The 16,737-nt window shown below is 63.2% G+C and carries 17 protein-coding genes and 1 pseudogene; 9 read left to right on the top strand and 9 right to left on the bottom strand.

The genetic code is table 11. The features are described from left to right. The first annotated feature begins 86 nt into the window (after positions 1–86). The 4 genes from trpB (at position 87) to EA797_RS18410 (ending at position 4,398) form a co-directional block, all read left to right on the top strand. Positions 87–1,304 (top strand): tryptophan synthase subunit beta, encoded by a 1,218-nt coding sequence (gene trpB / locus EA797_RS18425; RefSeq protein WP_279635041.1) that lies wholly within the window; start codon positions 87–89, stop codon positions 1,302–1,304. Further along, positions 1,301–2,122: a tryptophan synthase subunit alpha gene (gene trpA / locus EA797_RS18420; RefSeq protein WP_122167875.1), complete on the top strand. Its 822-nt coding sequence runs from the start codon at positions 1,301–1,303 to the stop codon at positions 2,120–2,122. Before trpB ends, trpA begins: the two co-directional genes overlap by 4 nt. Positions 2,123–2,447: 325 nt before the next feature. Continuing rightward, positions 2,448–3,287, top strand: coding sequence for a glutathione-dependent disulfide-bond oxidoreductase (yghU, locus tag EA797_RS18415; RefSeq protein ID WP_122167873.1), 840 nt, complete (start codon positions 2,448–2,450; stop codon positions 3,285–3,287). A 322-nt stretch (positions 3,288–3,609) separates the two neighbouring features. After that, positions 3,610–4,398 carry a hypothetical protein gene (locus EA797_RS18410; protein ID WP_122167871.1) on the top strand — a complete coding sequence of 263 codons (789 nt, stop codon included), beginning with the start codon at positions 3,610–3,612 and terminating at the stop codon, positions 4,396–4,398. A 229-nt stretch (positions 4,399–4,627) separates the two neighbouring features. On the opposite strand, the gene EA797_RS18405 is transcribed toward EA797_RS18410, so the two are convergent. Continuing rightward, positions 4,628–5,119, bottom strand: a complete 492-nt coding sequence (locus EA797_RS18405; protein ID WP_122167869.1) for a DUF4126 family protein — start codon at positions 5,117–5,119, stop codon at positions 4,628–4,630. A gap of 240 nt (positions 5,120–5,359) precedes the next feature. On the opposite strand from EA797_RS18405, the gene EA797_RS18400 reads away from it, so the two are divergent. Next, positions 5,360–7,171: a bifunctional metallophosphatase/5'-nucleotidase gene (locus tag EA797_RS18400; RefSeq protein WP_122167867.1), complete on the top strand. Its 1,812-nt coding sequence runs from the start codon at positions 5,360–5,362 to the stop codon at positions 7,169–7,171. 109 nt (positions 7,172–7,280) lie between these two features. On the opposite strand, the gene EA797_RS18395 is transcribed toward EA797_RS18400, so the two are convergent. The 5 genes from EA797_RS18395 to EA797_RS18370 form a co-directional block, all read right to left on the bottom strand. Continuing rightward, positions 7,281–8,756, bottom strand: a complete 1,476-nt coding sequence (locus EA797_RS18395; RefSeq protein WP_122167865.1) for a YdgA family protein — start codon at positions 8,754–8,756, stop codon at positions 7,281–7,283. Between the two features lie 147 nt (positions 8,757–8,903). Next, on the bottom strand, positions 8,904–9,308 hold the full coding sequence (locus EA797_RS18390) for a hypothetical protein (protein ID WP_122168134.1): 405 nt from the start codon (positions 9,306–9,308) through the stop codon (positions 8,904–8,906). A gap of 351 nt (positions 9,309–9,659) precedes the next feature. Beyond that, complete coding sequence (locus tag EA797_RS18380) at positions 9,660–10,286, bottom strand: Type 1 glutamine amidotransferase-like domain-containing protein (RefSeq protein WP_122167863.1); 627 nt, start codon at positions 10,284–10,286, stop codon at positions 9,660–9,662. Between the two features lie 61 nt (positions 10,287–10,347). Then, positions 10,348–10,872 (bottom strand): AAA family ATPase, encoded by a 525-nt coding sequence (locus tag EA797_RS18375; protein ID WP_122167861.1) that lies wholly within the window; start codon positions 10,870–10,872, stop codon positions 10,348–10,350. 25 nt (positions 10,873–10,897) lie between these two features. After that, positions 10,898–12,733 (bottom strand): ABC transporter ATP-binding protein, encoded by a 1,836-nt coding sequence (locus tag EA797_RS18370; RefSeq protein WP_122167859.1) that lies wholly within the window; start codon positions 12,731–12,733, stop codon positions 10,898–10,900. A gap of 269 nt (positions 12,734–13,002) precedes the next feature. Here EA797_RS18370 and EA797_RS18365 point away from each other — a divergent pair, with 269 nt between their 5' ends. Beyond that, positions 13,003–13,551, top strand: coding sequence for a TetR/AcrR family transcriptional regulator (locus EA797_RS18365; RefSeq protein WP_122167857.1), 549 nt, complete (start codon positions 13,003–13,005; stop codon positions 13,549–13,551). Beyond that, the gene (locus EA797_RS18360) at positions 13,548–14,714 is read left to right on the top strand and encodes an MFS transporter (RefSeq protein ID WP_122167855.1); all 1,167 of its coding nucleotides are present in this window, start codon (positions 13,548–13,550) and stop codon (positions 14,712–14,714) included. Before EA797_RS18365 ends, EA797_RS18360 begins: the two co-directional genes overlap by 4 nt. A gap of 74 nt (positions 14,715–14,788) precedes the next feature. Here EA797_RS18360 and EA797_RS18355 read toward each other — a convergent pair whose 3' ends face one another. The 3 genes from EA797_RS18355 to pnuC all read right to left on the bottom strand — a co-directional run bounded on the left by EA797_RS18355 (position 14,789) and on the right by pnuC (position 16,034). Further along, positions 14,789–14,974, bottom strand: coding sequence for a DUF1289 domain-containing protein (locus tag EA797_RS18355; protein WP_122167853.1), 186 nt, complete (start codon positions 14,972–14,974; stop codon positions 14,789–14,791). Between the two features lie 2 nt (positions 14,975–14,976). Continuing rightward, positions 14,977–15,348 carry a hypothetical protein gene (locus EA797_RS18350; RefSeq protein WP_122167851.1) on the bottom strand — a complete coding sequence of 124 codons (372 nt, stop codon included), beginning with the start codon at positions 15,346–15,348 and terminating at the stop codon, positions 14,977–14,979. 122 nt (positions 15,349–15,470) lie between these two features. Continuing rightward, the gene (pnuC, locus tag EA797_RS18345; protein WP_122168132.1) at positions 15,471–16,034 is read right to left on the bottom strand and encodes a nicotinamide riboside transporter PnuC; all 564 of its coding nucleotides are present in this window, start codon (positions 16,032–16,034) and stop codon (positions 15,471–15,473) included. Between the two features lie 202 nt (positions 16,035–16,236). Between pnuC and EA797_RS22210 the strand changes: the two are divergent. Beyond that, positions 16,237–16,446: pseudogene (locus EA797_RS22210) on the top strand (PAAR domain-containing protein); the annotation flags it as partial. A 9-nt stretch (positions 16,447–16,455) separates the two neighbouring features. Next, positions 16,456–16,734, top strand: a complete 279-nt coding sequence (locus EA797_RS22060) for a hypothetical protein (protein ID WP_244214158.1) — start codon at positions 16,456–16,458, stop codon at positions 16,732–16,734. Positions 16,735–16,737 lie beyond the last annotated feature (3 nt).

The raw sequence follows: 16,737 nt of genomic DNA, 5'->3' as shown, positions 1-16,737 counted from the left end.
TTTTATCTCGGCTCAGGTCGGTTAATTTCTGATCCATCGCGTACTGCCGCCGAACTCGGCGTGCTGCCTACTCTTTTATGCAGGAGATGACCATGACCTCATTCCGCAGCGGCCCCGATACCAGGGGCCTGTTCGGCCGCTTCGGCGGCCAGTTCGTCGCCGAAACACTGATGCCGCTGATCAACCAGCTGGCTGCCGAATACGAGAAGGCCAAGAGCGACCCGGCCTTCCTCGAGGAGCTGGCCTATTTCCAGCGTGACTACATCGGCCGCGCCAGCCCGCTGTACTTCGCCGAGCGCCTGACCGAGCAGTTCGGCGGGGCGAAGATCTACCTCAAGCGCGAAGACCTGAACCACACCGGCGCGCACAAGATCAACAACTGCATCGGCCAGATCCTGCTGGCCAAGCGCATGGGCAAGCAGCGCATCATCGCCGAGACCGGCGCCGGCATGCACGGCGTGGCCACCGCCACCGTGGCCGCGCGCTTCGGCATGCAGTGCGTGGTCTACATGGGCACCACCGACATCGAGCGCCAGCAGGCCAACGTCTTCCGCATGAAGCTCCTGGGCGCCGAAGTGATCCCGGTCACCGCCGGCACCGGCACGCTGAAGGACGCGATGAACGAAGCCCTGCGCGACTGGGTGACCAACGTCCACAACACCTTCTACCTGATCGGCACCGCCGCCGGCCCGCACCCCTACCCGGCCATGGTGCGCGACTTCCAATCGGTGATCGGCAACGAGGTTCGCGAGCAGATCATGCAGAAGGAAGGGCGCCTGCCCGACTCGCTGGTCGCCTGCATCGGTGGCGGCTCCAACGCCATCGGCCTGTTCCACCCGTTCCTCGATGACGAGGGCGTGCAGATCGTCGGCGTCGAAGCAGCCGGTCACGGCATCGAAACCGGCAAGCATGCCGCCAGCATGGCCGGCGGTGCGCCGGGCGTGCTGCACGGCAACCGCACCTTCCTCCTGCAGGACGCCGACGGCCAGATCACCGACGCGCATTCGATTTCCGCCGGCCTCGACTACCCAGGCGTAGGCCCTGAGCACGCCTGGCTGCATGAGATCAAGCGCGTCGAATACGTGCCCTGCACCGATGACGAAGCCCTGGCCGCCTTCCATCAGTGCTGCCGCCTGGAAGGCATCATCCCCGCGCTGGAGTCGGCCCACGCGCTGGCCGAAGCCTTCAAGCGCGCGGCGAAGCTGCCCAAGGATCACCTGATGGTGGTCAACCTCTCCGGTCGCGGGGACAAGGACATGCAAACCGTCATGCACCACTACGACGAACAGGAAGAACACATATGAGCTCGGTGAACACTCGTTTGCAGTCGCGCTTCGCACAGCTGAAACAGGAAAACCGTGCCGCGCTGGTGACCTTCGTGACCGCCGGTGACCCCGACTACGCCACCTCGCTCTCCATCCTCAAGGGCCTGCCGGATGCCGGCGCCGACGTCATCGAGCTGGGCATGCCGTTCACCGACCCGATGGCCGACGGCCCGGCGATCCAGCTGGCCAATATTCGCGCCCTGGCGGCGAAACAGAACCTGCCGAAAACGCTGCAGATGGTTCGTGAATTCCGCGAAACCAACAGCAGCACCCCGCTGGTATTGATGGGCTACTACAACCCGATCTTCGCCTATGGCGTCGAGCGCTTCGTCAGCGATGCGAAAGAAGCCGGGGTCGACGGCCTGATCGTCGTCGACCTGCCGCCGGAGCATAACGACGAACTCTGCGACCCGGCCCAGACCGCCGGCATCGACTTCATCCGTCTGACCACACCGACCACCGACGATCAGCGCCTTCCGGTGGTGCTCAACGGCAGCTCGGGCTTCGTCTACTACGTCTCGGTGGCCGGCGTGACCGGTGCTGGTTCGGCGACGATGGAACACGTCGAAGAAGCCGTAGCGCGCCTCAAGCGCCACACCGACCTGCCGGTGTGTGTCGGCTTCGGCATCCGCACGCCGGAACAGGCCGCCGCCATCGCTCGACTGACAGATGGCGTGGTGGTCGGCTCCGCACTGATCGACCACATCGCCAGTGCCGAGAGCGGCCAGCAGGCGGTCGATGGTGTATTGGGATTGTGTCGGGAGTTGAGCGAAGGCGTGCGTAGCGCAAGAAGCTGATCCGCTTTGCGTAAGGTTGGCCCACCGCTTGAGGCGTGAAGCAAGCTACCAACTGAGCCCCTAGCAATACCGAAACCCAAAGCCGCAGGCCCTATTGCTCAAGGGCTGCGGCTTTTTCGTATCCGCAGCGAGCACGCCCCTCCAGGAGCCAGCTTGCTGGCGATCGAATACTCCCCGCCGTCCCGGACCGCCAGCAAGCTGACTCCTGCGACAGTCACTCGCCTGCGCAAAGTCGATGGCTAATATCAATCAGCTTGATTCGACCCTGCCCGCCAAACGCGTAGGATGCCCTGCACATCCCCAGAACCCATCCGAGGAGATTGCCATGCCCGACACCTACGCACCGCCCAAGGTCTGGACCCACGACGCACCCTCTGGCGGCAAGTTCGCCAGCATCAATGCCCCCACCGCCGGGGCTCGGGAAGAGAAGGCACTGCCGGTCGGCAAGCATCCGCTGCAGCTCTACTCACTGGCCACGCCCAACGGCGTCAAGGTGAGCATCATGCTCGAGGAGCTGCTTGCCCTCGGGCACGTTGGGGCCGAGTACGATGCCTGGCTGATCAAGATCGGTGACGGCGACCAGTTCGGCAGTGGTTTCGTCGAGATCAACCCGAACTCCAAGATCCCGGCGCTGGCCGATCACAGCGTCGACGGCCCGCCGGTGCGGGTGTTCGAGTCCGGCTCGATCCTGGTCTACCTCGCGGAAAAGTTCGGCGCCTTCCTGCCCACCGAAACCCGCGCGCGTACCGAAACGATGAACTGGCTGTTCTGGCAGATGGGTTCGGCGCCATTCCTCGGTGGCGGCTTCGGGCACTTCTACGCTTACGCGCCGGAGAAGTTCGAATACCCGATCAACCGCTACGCCATGGAGGTCAAGCGCCAGCTCGACGTACTCGACCGCCAGCTCGCCGAAAACCGCTACATTGCAGGCAACGATTACAGCATCGCCGACATGGCCATCTGGCCCTGGTACGGAGTACTGGTACGCGGCGAGCTGTACGAAGCCGGCGAATTCCTCTCGGTGCAGGACTACAAGCATGTCCAGCGCTGGGCGGCAGAAATAGCCGAGCGCCCCGCCGTGATCCGCGGCCGCAAGGTCAACCGCACCTGGGGTGATGAGTCTGAGCAAGCGCCCGAGCGGCACAGCGCGGCAGACTTGGACTAACCCGCGCTCCGGGAACGGGGTGAGCTTTGCAGCTTCCCCCGCTCCCGCAGCATAGGCGGACGTTAGTGCACAGCACCCTCGCCCCGTTGCCAATTTCGAACGAACCCCTTGGCCGTTCCGTCATTTTTCTCATCGCGGGTCTTCCCCGTCTCACAACCGCTGATCCTCCCTCGTGAACTAAGGGAGCCGCGCCAGACCCAATATTCATGGGCGTTGCACTTGTTGGCTGCCCTTCCAGCCTGCTGATGGCTGCTGTCCTGGTCTGGCTTCAGAACGCAGCGTTCGGCATACCCAAGTTGTTCGATACAACACGAGGTGAACCATGAAACACACACTGGTAGCAGCGTTCGCAACACTGACCGACGCCACCCGCACACAGGGCGATCTGATGTCCCGCGGCATCGCGCGCGAGCAGATCCATTCCGTGGGTGCCGACACGGCGCACATTCATGCCTACGATGAGCCCTATTCCACCACCGACAGCACGGTGGATCGCGAGCATCATGATTCCAAGGTCGCACACTTCTTCAAATCGCTTTTCGGCCATGAGCCGCATGGCGACCATCGCCGTCACGCTTCGGCCTATCCAGAAGCGGTACGTCGCGGCTCCCTGGTGATTGCGGTCGACGTGTACGACGAGGATCAACTGATCCGCGCGCGCGATGCGCTGGAGTACAACGGCGCGATCAGCATCGATCAGGACGGATCGACGGCAACGGCCGCAACACCGGGCTATGCCGGGGCGACCAGCCCCTATGCCGGTGCAACAGGTGGCGACAGCCATATGGACAAGCACTTCGCCAACGAGACTGCCATGGCAGGGGCGGACGTGCGCCACTCGGGGCATTTCGATGCAGGCACTCCGGTGGGCACGAGCCACACAGCCAGCACGACCACGGACAGCAGCTCCGCTGATAGCAGCCAGTATGAAGTGGGCGGTGCTGCCAAACGCGCCGGTACAGGCTATCCAGAGACGGCTGCGACTGCAGCTCCGACCGGTGGTGGGCTTGCCGGTGAAACCGTCGGCACTCGCGATGCCATGCAAAGCACGGACGCTACCCAAGCGGCCGCATGCACCGACCGGGTATGCGTGATTCGCCGACCGAGCTGATCACCGGACGTAATGACACGGGTCGCGCGATGCGGCCCGTGAGCGGTATGCAGAAGGGTGAAAGACTCATATCTCGCCGCTTATCAGCAGGCAGCACCTATGCGCAGCTGACTATCAGAACCCAGCCAACGAGCGCATGGGAGACAGGTCGCAGGCGCACTTACTCAACCCAGCAAAGCTCGCCCCCTGACTGGCGTTGCTAGAGCCTGCCAATACATGGCACCTCCAGTTATTGCTCACTCAACGCATGCTGTATTCCAGCGTTTCCGATCGCCAGCGCGACGCAATCCTCGGTCAGCCCCAACGCGGCATTCATCACCGCATTCTCCTGATACGGCTTGCGCAGTCGAAGCCCGATTTCGGATGCCACCAGCGCGGCCGTCGCGCCGACAAGCGCGGGTAGCCATACCGGCTCTCGCCTTACGCCAGCAAGGGCCGCTGCCGTCACGCCGCCGGACAATGCCCGAAACATCATCGACGGGATGATCGTGCGATCCGGCGCGAAGGGCATCTTGTCCCCCAACAATTCCGCAGCAGCCATCGGTATCAGAAACTGCTGCGCACGGTGCGATGCCAACCTTTGCGCCGGCTCGTCGGCTTGCTCGATGTCGTCACGTGCGGCCAGCGCACGGCTGACCATGGTCGGCGCCAGCATGCTACGCATGCCAGTCACCGCGCCAAGCGCCAAGGCGCCCCAAAACAGATTGCTGGAAATAGTCATCATGATCTCCGAGTGGTCTCTAATACCGACCGGCCGCCTGACGGGTACGTTCGGCGAATAAGGCAGGGAGCGACGGATGAGCAGCGGCCCGTTGCTTTTGCTCATGCTGCCCAACCCGAGAGCCCTGCCAGTAACAGACGGCCGTACGTCGCCTCTAGCGAAATCGCCAACAAGTCGTCATCAACCTGCCACCTGCGCTTTCTAGTTTCGGTCGCACCCCACCGCCCCGAGGATTCGCAAATGCGCACGCGCATACTGGACTGGTTGTTCGCCGCCACCCTGGCCGGCATCGCCGCCCCGGCGATTGCACAAGTACAAGCCGAGCATGGCTCCATCGAGCAGGACTACCGTGAGGAACGACTCGAAGGCCTTCAGGCGCGCCAGCAGGCCGCCCAACGCCGCAGCTGGCGTGCACCGGACTGGCGCCCGGAGCCGGTGGTGTCGATCAACCTGCTCAGCGTCAATGACTTCCACGGCCAGCTGTCGCCGCGTGCGGTGGCAGGACGCCCAGCGGGCGGTGCAGCGGTGCTTGCGGCCTACCTCAAAGCGGCCAGCAACGAGAGCACCCTGATCGTGCTCGACGGCGACCAGGTTGGCGCCTCGCCGCCAAATTCGGCCCTGCTGGAAGACGAACCCACGATCAGCTTCTTCAATCTTCTGGCCAATCCGCACTGCCGCCCTTTCAGCCGGCAAATGCAGATGCCCCGTAGCGTTCAGCCATTCGCCCAGCAGCGCTGCAACCTGATCGGTACCCTCGGCAATCACGAGTTCGACGACGGCCGCTCCGAGCTGTTGCGCCTGCACACCGGCGGCAACCATCGCAAAGGCCCCTTCCTCGAAGACGAATGGGAAGGCGCGCGCTTTCCCATGGTGTCGAGCAACGTGATCGACCAGACCACCGGCGATTCCCTGCTGCCGCCCTACTCCATCTATTACCGCGAAGGGGTACGCATCGGCGTGATCGGTGCGGTATTGAAGGACACCCCGTCCATCGTTTCGCCAAGCGGTGTGGCCGGTCTGCGCTTCATCGACGAGGCGGATGCCATCAACCAATCTGTGGCCGAACTGCGCCGGCACGGCGTGCGGGCCATCGTCGTCGCATTGCACCAGGGCGGGCAGCAGACCAGTTACGAGGGTCCGACCCAGCCCGAGGCGGACACCGTCACCGGCCCGATCGTGGATATCGTCAAACGCCTGGACGATGACGTCGACGTGGTGATTTCCGGCCATGCGCACGGCTTCACCAATGCGCTGGTGCCTAATGCCAACGGCAAGCCCATTCTGGTGACGCAGGCCTTCTCGGCGGGCACCGCTTATTCGGATATCGAATTGGTGGTGAGCCGCCGCAGCCGAGACATCGTCGAGAAGTCCGCCGCCGTTCATACCACCTGGGCAGACCAGGGCGCAGGGCTGGTGCCGGATGCCGAGGTCGCGACGCTGGTCGCGCAGGCCGATGCACGGGTCAAACCGCTGGTCGAGCGTGTGGTGGGTCTGGCCCAAGGTGCGCTTAGTCGCAGCGAAACGCCGGCCGGCGAATCCGCTCTTGGCAACCTGATCGCCGATGCCCAGCGCGTCGCGACTGACGCCCAGATCAGCTTCATGAACCCGGGCGGCATCCGCGCTGACCTGGACAGCGGCGAAGTAACCTGGGGCGAGCTGTTTGCCATCCAGCCGTTCGCCAACGATCTGGTTTCCATGGACCTGACCGGTGCACAGCTCAAGACCATGCTCGAACAGCAGTGGAGCGGCCAGAGCTATGCGCGCTTGCTCAAGCCTTCCGGCATTCAGTACAGCTGGTCCGCCAGCCGCCCCGTAGGCAACCGGGTGGTAGAGATGCGTGATGCAACCGGCGCGCTGATCAACCCAGCGGCGACCTACCGCGTGACAGTCAACTCCTTCCTCGCAGGCGGCGGCGACAACTTCACCGTGCTCACCGAAGGCACCAACCGCGTAGTCGGCCCGGTGGATCTGGATGCACTCGTGGACTACATTGAATCGCTCCCGCAGCCGTTCGGTGCAGCCGTCGAGGGGCGGATTCAGCGGGTGGATTGATCAGGCTCGAAGCAGACCGGGCAAGGGGCGCAATCTGTTCCTCTCGCCCGCTCCACCCCATGAACGAAAAAGGCGACCCGAAGGTCGCCTTTTTCATACCGGCCCGATGTTACTGGCCGAGCAGTCCTGCACTCTGTGCCGAACCAAACGCAAAGCCAACGAACTCCTGCACGCTCATCTGGCGACCGTTCAGGGTCACCTGATCATTGGCATAGTGCAGAGCGCTGGCCAGGCGCTCGCCCTGCAGCTGGAACCAACCGGTGCCGAGCGCCATCCCGGTGAACATGTCGGTAGCGGCATCGGTCTTCTGCTGCAGTGCAGCAGCGTCGGAATCGCCGCCGCTCTGGTGCTGGACGATCAGGCTGGCAACGTCGCGCACCAGGCCTTTGTCGATGCCAGCGTCGGCTTTGAGCGAAGCGAACATGCCGGCAATCATGGCGTCGGGGGTAAAGCTGTCCGCACTCGGACTCTGCAGATCCAGCACGACGGACAAACGAGCAGCGCCGTTAGCGGTTTCGAAGCCGAACTCGTCAAGCGCCAGAGTGGGTTTGTGCTCCAGCAGTTGCATCGCCTGAGCTTGAAGTTCGCTCTGCTGGGCGTCGGTGATGTTGGCGATGGCCTCTTCCTGATTCGGGCCGCTTGCCAGCAATGCCGTGTAGCTGTCGACCAGGGCCTTGAGGCTGTTTTGCTCCAGATTGCGCAGGCTGAAAGCCAGCGTCAGGTTACGCAGGGTCTGGCCCTGCACTTCGACTTGGCCGACGCGGTAAGCAGCGGACTGGTCGAGTCCACGGCTGCCCACGCCGAGCACCTCTTCGAACGACGCGTTCTGAACGATCACGGCCGGGGCCTCGCCAGCCTGCACATCCATGCGCTCGACGGTAAGAGCCGAAGGCCCCAGCGCAAAGCCATTGGCGTCCTCCTCCTTGTCTGCAGTCATGCGGATGCCGCGGATGCTCATCTGTACCGGCTTGCCCGCCGTGCCGGTGAGGTTCAGGTCGATCTCTTTCAGCTGACCTTCCATGCTGAACGCGGTGGCATTCTCTGCTGCCTCGAAGGCAACAGTCCCAGGAGAAACGCGCACCGTGCCCGACTCGTCCGTGACGAGGAAAGCCGCCGAGCGCAGCTCACCGTGCTGGCTACCGTCATAGCCGATGGCGACGTCACCCGTCAGCGGGTCTGCGCCCGAGGCGGCCGCAAACAGCTTTTCGGTCAGCGGAGTACGCTCGAGCTGAAGGTGGCTCTGTGCAGCGACCGGCATCAACCGGCCACGCGCCAGACGGGAAACAGGGAATGGCCCATGCTCGAGTCGATCCTGGACGATCACCGCGAACTGCTGCGTATTGCCCTCGTCGTCCGGTACTTCGATGTCGATCTGGTAGCGAGCGTCGCTGGCCAGCAGGCCACGCTCGAAGCTGAGCATCTTCAAAGTGACGTCCGCGCCGGCACCGAGGCTCATCTGGCTCAGCTTGAGATTGGCCTGGTCGACGGCATCGCGGGCGGTCGATTCGACCTGGGTGCTGGTGTAAATGGTGGCGGCCCCGATAAGGGCCAGAGGAACGGCAACGGCGAGTGCGAGCTTTTTCATGAAAGCGTCCTGTGCGGCGGCTGGGCAGACGTCCTGTCAGCCGGTGGTTGGCAAGCGGCGGCACTCTAGCAGTGCGGCTGTGCAGGCTCCAGCACGCCATGCAATGTGATGGTAAGGGTGAGAACGTGGCGACAACTCAAGACCTGCTCACCACTGGTACAGCCCGTAAGCAAGCACACCCAAACCAAAGCCCATCTGCGCCAGCAGAAGTGCGCGAATGGCGAAGGTGTAGCTGATGATCCAGCTTTGCCCCAACGCGTCGTGGGCAAACAGGCGGTGGCTGGCGGGAAACTCGGTCTCCATTTCCTTGAGTGCCGTGATGGTCAATTGCAACAGCTGGCGGCTGCGGGCGTCGACGAGCCAGAACACCAGGGCCAGCAGGACGGTGAAGGCCCCCAGCAGCACCAGCAGGCCCGCGGAGAAGCCTCGTTCCAGTGCAGCCAACACACCGCCATCGGCGAAGATCGCCAGCACCACGAAGAAGTTGAACCCCCGAAGGCGCTGCTCGGCATTGAGCTTGAAATGCGCCCAAACAAACTCTCGACTATCCACGCGCTTCCCCTTTATCGAAACGCCAACCCTTCGGTCAAACAGCTCGACCTCAGGTACCACGGTGGCCATCCACATGAGAGCCTCAGCGGTCTCGATAAATCCCGCCGTTGGCCTGGCGATCGGTGGGCTAAAGCCACCCTATGATCTGAACTACCTCGTTACGCAAAGCCGTTGCCGGAAACCACCGCCGCAGGGTGGGCTTCAGCCCACCGTTGCCCGGCATGCATTTCGTGAAGGCAAGGAGGCCTCCATGTCCAACTACCGCCACAGTCTCGTGCGTGGCGGCACGTGGTTTTTCACCGTGACGCTGGCCGATCGTCAATCCCGCGGAATCATCACTCCGCCCGTTACTCAGCGGGATCTCGCGCTCGTCAGGATATCGACGCTATCACCCACGATGGCGATTGCCTGGTGATTGCTGAATGGGCGAAAGTCCAGGCTATCGCCGTACTCGATCAATACCTGGTCGACTGCGTCTTTGAATGGCGCGTTGCCGTAATGAGGAAGCGGGTAGAACTCCACCAATGCGAGCGACGCAAACGAGTCGAGATCTGGCGCGGCGCTGGGGTCATCCAGCCTCTGCAGATACTCGATACTCGGGGCGAGCACAGCGGAGCCGGCGGACTCGCCGATATAGCACTTGCCGGCCCGGACCTGCTCGGCGATCAGCTTGTCCGCACCGGTCCGCTTCAGTTCTTGCAGCAGAAAGAAGGTATTGCCGCCGGCCACATAGATGAATTCGTTACGTTCGAGCTTATCGGCGATGTCTTGCTGGCTGGCGGTCGACACCTCAAGCTCATCAATCGCCATCCCCGCTTCGATGAGCGCATCCTTCGCCGCGATAAGGTACGCATTCACTTCCTCGGCAAGGCTTGCCGTTGGAATCAGCGTAATCGTCTTGCCCCGGCACTCGCCTTTGGTGAAGGTGACGAACAAATCCGCGACGTCGGCGAATGAAGAGGTCAGAAAGATGTTCATGCCAGATCTCCGGTAATTATGAAATGCACACAGCCGCCCCCTGCGAGTGCCGCCCAGCGAATCAACGACCCAGTAGCACCTGCACCTGAGCGATAGCCTTCTCCTCGCGGCTGGCCCAGCCTCCCACGATCTCCACGAAAGGTTGCTGGTGGCGCTGGAGCCAGCCGCGGCAAGCCTCATGAAAGCGCCAACGCTCGGCGGCCTCTGGTTGGCAGCGCTGGCCGTCGGCGTGCCACTCGGCGCCTTCGGGTGACAGCAGCAGATGCTGGTCGTAACGACGCGCGAGCAGTTCGTCTTCCAGCCACGCTGGGCAGCTGCCGAACAGCGTCTGGCTCCAGATCATGTTGCTCAGCAGGTGGGTATCGAGGATCAGCAGCTCAGGCGCCTGACACCGCGCAGCGTCTTCCCAGGCCAGTTGGCCACGGGCGATAGCAGGGATGTCGCCCAGGCAGGTATCGCGCTTCTCCCGATCGATGAAGTGGCGGACATACTCACCCACCACCACACCGCCGAAGCGCAGTTGCAACCGTGCGGCCAGCCAGCTCTTGCCAGTGGATTCGGCCCCCGTGAGCACCAGCACTTTCATTGCACGGTCACCCTCACCAGGCCCATCAGTCGACCCCCACGAAACCACCCGTCTGGTGTTGCCAAAGGCGCGCATAGAGGCCGCCTCGCTCGATCAGTTCGGCATGGGTGCCGGTCTCGATCACCCGGCCTTCGTCAATCACCACCAGCCGATCCATACGGGCGATGGTCGATAGCCGATGCGCGATGGCGATCACCGTCTTGCCTTCCATCAGGGTATCCAGGCTTTCCTGGATCGCCGATTCGACCTCCGAATCAAGCGCCGAGGTGGCTTCGTCCAGAACCAGGATGGGCGCGTCCTTGAGCAGCACCCGGGCGATGGCGATGCGCTGGCGCTGGCCGCCTGATAGTTTGACGCCCCGTTCGCCGACTTTGGCCTCGAAGCCGAGGCCGCCCTGGCTGTCGTCCAGCGTGGCGATGAAGGCGTCCGCACGAGCCTTGCGCGCCGCGGCCCAAAGCTCCTCGTCGCTGGCGTCGGGCCTGCCGTAACGCAGGTTGTCGCGGATCGACCGGTGCAGCAGCGAAGTATCCTGCGTGACCATGCCGATATTGGCGCGCAGGCTTTCCTGGCTGACCTCGGCGACATTTTGCCCGTCGATAAGGATGCGCCCGCTTTCCAGGTCGTAGAGGCGCAGCAGCAGGTTGACCAGCGTCGACTTGCCGGCGCCGGACGGCCCGACGAGACCTATCTTCTCGCCTGGACGGATGTCGATGGACAGGCCACCGATCACGCCGCCCCTCTTGCCGTAGTGGAAGTGCACGTCATCGAAGCGCACGCCGCCCTGCGCCACCTCAAGCGGCTTGGCATCTTCGCGGTCGACCACATGCCGCGGCTGGACGATGGTCTGCATGCCGTCCTGCACAGTGCCGACGTTCTCGAAGATGCCGTTGACCACCCACATGATCCACTCGGACATGTTGTTGATGCGGATTACCAAACCCAGCGCCAGGGCGATGGCGCCGGTGGTGATCAGCGCCTCGCTCCATAACCACAGCGCCAGCGCGCCGGTGCCGACGATCAGCAGACCGTTCATGCAGGTGATCAGGAAATCCAGGCTGGTGATGATGCGTGACTGCAAGCGGAACTTGCCGAGCAGCTCCTGCATGGCCTCTCGGGCGTAGCTTTCTTCTTCCTTGGAGTGGGCGAACAGCTTGAGCGTGGCAACGTTGCTGTAGCCGTCGACAACCCGGCCCATCACCTTGGAGCGCGCAGCGGAAGCCGCCGCCGAGCGCGCCCTGATACGCGGCACGAAATACCAGAGCGCGGCGCTGTAGCTGATGATCCACAACACCAGGGGCACGATCAGCCGAAGGTCAGCCGCGGCAAACAGGTACAGCGCACTGCCGGCGTAAACCACCACATGCCAGAGCGCATCGATCACCTGCATGGCCGAATCGCGCAGCGAAGGACCGGTCTGCATCACGCGCTGGGCGATGCGTCCGGCAAAGTCGTTCTGGAAGAAGTTCAGGCTCTGCTTGAGCACATAGCAATGGTTCTGCCAGCGGATCAGATTGGTCAGCCCCGGGTTGATCGCCTGGTGTGTCAGCAGGTTGTGCAGGCCGAACACCAGGGGCCGGATGATCAGCGCCACCACCGCCATCCACAGCAACTCGTTGCGGTGCTCGGTAAAGAAGGTCCGCGCGTCATCGGTCGTCTGTGCCATGTCGATCAGCTGGCCGAGGAAGCTGAACAGCGCAACTTCGATCAACGCGGCGAAGAAGCCGATCACCAGCACGGCGACCATCAACGGCCAGACCTGTTTCAGGTAATGGGCATAGAAGCGAAGCATGCCGGCGGGCGGCGCGACGTCCGGGCTGGGCTTGAATACATCGATCAGGTTTTCGAAACGGCTGAACAACATTGGGAAAGGTCTGCTCTGGCGAGTGGGGGTTTTTACGTCTGGCGAGCGGCGGGCGGAGGCGGTCGATGACATCGCGCGCCAGGGCAATCGTCAAGCGCGAAGGCAACAAACTGCCCTGGACTGCGGGTTCAAGACCACAAAGCGATGATCATGCGCCCTCGATATGACCTGATAACGCGCTGCTCGCAGTAGACACCTCGACCGTCAGGCGGTGCTGCCGCACATCGAGGCAGGTTGACAGGTAAAACGATCGCTTTACACTCCAGATCATGGATAAGCGCAATGAAATGATCGCGGGCGCAGTCCGCATATTCGAGGCAGAGGGCTTCCGGGGGGTCGGCATCGATCGTGTGATCGCGCCGTCCGGGGCTTCCACCCGCACGCTCTACAAGCACTTCGGCTCCCGTGACGGGCTGGTCATCGCCGTGCTCGAGGCGCGGCACCGTGCATTCATGGATCTGCTCGAAGGTGACGACGAGGGCGCCGATCCGGTCGGCCTGATGTTCGATACGCTTGCGGCCTGGATGCAGACGCACGGTTCGCGCGGGTGCATGTTGCTCAGGGCCCGCAGCGAATATGCATCGGCGTGCGAGCCGATCGTCTCGCTCGTGCACCAGCAGAAGGATGAATTTCGCGCCGAGGTTGCCCGCCGCGTCCGGATCGCCCTCGGACAAGACGATGCGCTGCTGGCCACTCAGGTCTGGTTGCTCTTCGAAGGTGCCACTGCGGCGGCCAGCGTGGCGGACGCTTCGGTCATCGACGATGCCAAAGGTGCCGCGCTCGCGCTGCTCGCCCACGCCAGCGAGCGTCTTTCATGAAACGCGGCATCAATCTTGTCGCCGCTGCGTTCGCGCTGACGGCCCTTTCCTACGGCCTGGCACGCTTCGCCTATGGCTTGCTGCTGCCGCAGATCCGCGCGGACCTCTCTCTCGATGTGATCACCGCGGGCTGGATCGGCGGTAGCGCGTTCGTGGCCTACTGCCTGGGGATCGTCTTCACATTCCTGGCAAACGGCACGCTCAGCCCCCGCTCCATCGCCGTCCTGGCAGGTCTTGCCGCAACCTGCGGCATGGCACTGGTGGCCGCCTCCAGCTCGGGATGGATGCTGGGCCTGGGTATCGCGCTGGCGGGATTGAGCACCGGGCTGACGTCTCCCCCACTCGCCTCCGCAGTTGCCAGGCAGTTCAGCCATGACGGCCGCCCCAAGGCAAACGGGACGATCAACGCGGGAACGGCCGCCGGGATCGTGTTCTCCGGCATGGCGGCGCTGCTGGCCGCCGGCGCCTGGCGTGAGCTCTACACGCTGTTCGCGATCATCGGCGCGGGCGTGTCGGTATGGCTGTGGTTCGCAATGCCGGCTGGCAAGGATGATGGCGGGAAAGGATTTTCCTTCGCGGCCCTCAAGCGGCCGGGCCTGTTTGCGCTCTGCGTGAGTGCGTTTCTGATGGGCCTATCGAGCACGGCAATCTGGACGTTCGGCGCGGACATCCTGCGCGGTGGGTTCCGCTTCACCGACGCCCATATCGCGTGGGCCTGGATTGCCCTGGGCGCCGCTGGCATCAGCGGCTCACTGACCGGCCTGCTAACCAACCGGCTCGGCACCAAGCGGGTTCAGCGTCTGGCCCTCGCTGGCATGGCCGTCGGGACCATCGGCCTGGCAGCGACGTCCTTCTCGACCGCCTATGGGTTCGCAGCCATGGGCCTGTTCGGCGCGGCCTATATCGTTTCGAGCGGCACCTACCTGATCCAGGGCATCGACCTGCTGCCTGACCGGTCCGACCTGGGTCTTGGCATTCCCTTTCTCGTCCTTGCGCTCGGTCAAAGCGTGGGGACGCCGCTGTTCGGGGCAACGTTGGCGGGCGCGGGACCACTGGCTGCGCTAGCGGCCTTCGCGGCGACCGCGTGCCTGGCGATGGTCATTCCGCTCAACGGTCACGCATTCGGGTCGTCCGTAAATCACCAACTGAATGCCGAGTCCTGATCGCAGCCCAACCAACGCGGGTCACTGGCCAGAGGCTCTGAGAGGATGCTGCACGGCAACAACCTAGCCGACTGTCAACGCCCTTTGCCAGCCTGCAGGCGTTTCAGCTGCGAGGCTGCGCGCTGAGCTGCAGCCATCTTTTCCGGGCGCTTCATCCGCTTCCACTTGCGAATATCTTCCTTGGTTCGCCCACAGCTGACGCACAGCTCGCCACTCAACTGGCAGACGGAAATGCAGGGGTTTTCGATGTCCTTGGCCATGGTCAGTGCCGAGTCTTGGCACTGCGAGCCAAGCGACGCTGCCAGTCACCACCATCAGCCCGTTTGCACGCCTCTTCGCTGTCGAAGCGCACCGGTGCGATCAGCTTCTCCATGTCGACTCCGGCTTCATCCAGCGCCGCTCGGGTAAGGGTTCGCATGAGGACGTCCTGCCCCTGGGCGAGCGCATCGGTTTTTTGCGCTTCGGTGTTGAAGATCCAGGTGACCTGCAGGCTTTCGGGGAAGCGACCGTAATCCACCTCGTGGGTGAGCCAGCTAAAGCCGACGATCTGCGCCTTGCCCACCTCGCAGGCTTCAGTAAGGCAGCTGGACAGTTGCCGCTCGGTACGGGTCTGGTCGCGTTTGCTGGAGAGCATCCTGTGGTCCTGTCGAAGGGTGAAAAGCCCCTCGTCACGCGGGGACCGTTTCGGCCAGTCTAACGCGACCCTGCCGCCACGGCGCTCACACGCACAGGCCTGTTGATTCGTCGCCACGTGCTTCATTGCGCTGCGAGCCTCGACTGGCGCCACTCACGCAGGCCCATCACTGCCAGCACGGTGAACAAGCCGTACAGCCCCGCGGTGAGCCAGTACTCCTGATACACGAAGAACGCCACATAGAGCGTGTCCACCACAATCCACAACACCCAGCACTGCCAGCGCTTGAGCGCCATCCACAGCTGAGCGAGCAGGCTGAACGCCGTCAACGCGGCGTCCGGCCAGGGATAGGCCGCTTCGGTAGCCGTCGCCATCAACAAACCCAGCGCGACACTGCCCAGCGCCGCCGCCAGCAGGCCTGCGCCAACCTCCATCGCGGACGCGCCCACCACTGGCCGGCCGCCTTCCCCGCTGCTGCCACGCGTCCACTGCCACCAGCCATACAGCTGCATGGCCGCGAACACTCCGTTGAGCAACACCTGCGAATACAACCGCGCCTCGAAGAAGAACCAGGCATAGAGCGACACCATCACCAACCCGATGGGCCAGCACAGCGAGTTTTGCCGCACGGTAAGCCAGACGGCAAGAACGCCGAGGGCGGAGGCGATGAGTTCGAGGGTGGTCATGGGCTGATGAAAGAAAAAGGGGTGCGCATGATACGGCAAGCGGTGGACACTGATGCGGCGCAATCCGGACACCCCATGGAAGGCAAAAACGTTAACAACGTCGGATTCCTTGGGATGGCGGAGTCGATGAACGCCCGCAGACTTGTTAGGGTTTTGACCCTTCACTTTTAGATACGAAAGGAACTCGTATGGCCAATCCGCTGCTCGCTTATCCGACACCCACTCCTGCCCCATCTCCGGCCACGGCTCCAACCCGATAGCGGTTGGTTCGCCGGACGTGTTGTTCAACAATTTACCTGCTGCCCGAGTCGGTGACACCAGTAGCTGTGGTGGCGCGATATCAGAAGGCGAAGCCACCATCTTAGTAAACGGCAAGCCGGTTGCCTTCCTCGGCAGCCCCACGACGCACGGAGGCAGCATCGTGACTGGCTCCGGCAACATGCTAGTCGGCTCGTCGGTGAGCACGGCGCCCTTCACTGCGCCAGCGCCGATACCCAACCAGTTAGACGAGCATTTCGTGCTCAGCGATCGCGATACGGACCTGCCTTTGGCCAACCGCCCTTACAAGCTAAAGACGGCCTCCGGAAAAGTCATCGAAGGGGTCACTGACGAGAACGGCAAGACCAAACGTGCTGCGGCCTATACGGCCGAGACCGTATCCGTCGAATTCGCGCCACAAACCGAAATCTACATCGGCTGAGGG

This window comes from Stutzerimonas zhaodongensis, from assembly GCF_003696365.1.
Classification (GTDB): domain Bacteria; phylum Pseudomonadota; class Gammaproteobacteria; order Pseudomonadales; family Pseudomonadaceae; genus Stutzerimonas; species Stutzerimonas zhaodongensis.
This window is presented reverse-complemented; position numbering and strand designations above follow the sequence as displayed.